We start from the raw sequence: 774 nt of genomic DNA on the forward strand, positions 1-774 counted from the left end.
ACCGGGCAATTGCTCGCGGGCGCGGCGGAAGAAGCGCTATCATCCTCAAGCCAATGCGCATTAAAGCCCTGCCAGCCCCTAAGGCAACAAATCTCAAGCGCCTTATTCAGCGGCATATTGGCTTTATCCGCCTCCTTTTTAATTTGATTCAGCGCGGTCACCGTCAGCGGCGCTTTTTTAGTCTTGCGCAACTTCAAAAAATCATCCCACACGCCTTGCTCAACCTCATCGGGTTTTTCCGCGTCATGGGTTTTGCTCTTGCGTGCGGGTTTTACTTGCGGCGGCTCGGCGTCCGTGGGTGCTTGCTTTTTTTGCTGCAAACGGCGGCGCATTTCCGCCTCTGCCGCGCGGAGGCGCTCCTTTGACGCCTCATCGTCTTGCGGGCGAGCCATCGCCTCGCGGATGCGAGCCATCTCCTGCTCGATATGCGGCGGAATCGCCTCAACCGGAGCCAACAGCGCGTTCAGCAGATCGGGCTTATGCTCGTGCTCATCGGCAGGCGCGGGCACCATCGCCGCCGCCTCTTGAGCGGCGGCTTGGCGCTGCACCAGCGCCTCCTCATACGCGCGGCGCTGCTGGTCGCGCTCGATCAGCGGATCATCCTCCACATCCACACACGGCTCATCGGCCTGCGCGAGGCGCTGATTCCAGGGCAACAGATTCAGCGCCTCATCAATAAAACCCTTGGCGACAAACAGCGCCTTAGTGACCTCCCATTGCTTGCGCGAGATACGCAACGTAAAACGCACCTCATCATCGGACAGCGTATCCAGC

General features: G+C 59.7%; 1 protein-coding gene. It reads right to left on the reverse strand.

Annotated elements, in window-relative coordinates:
* Window positions 1-774 (reverse strand): phage replication initiator YdaU family protein (locus AXE65_RS13720; RefSeq protein WP_068387361.1); only part of this gene is annotated, 774 nt, incomplete at both ends.

The organism is Ventosimonas gracilis (assembly GCF_001580025.1).
Taxonomy (GTDB): domain Bacteria; phylum Pseudomonadota; class Gammaproteobacteria; order Pseudomonadales; family Pseudomonadaceae; genus Ventosimonas; species Ventosimonas gracilis.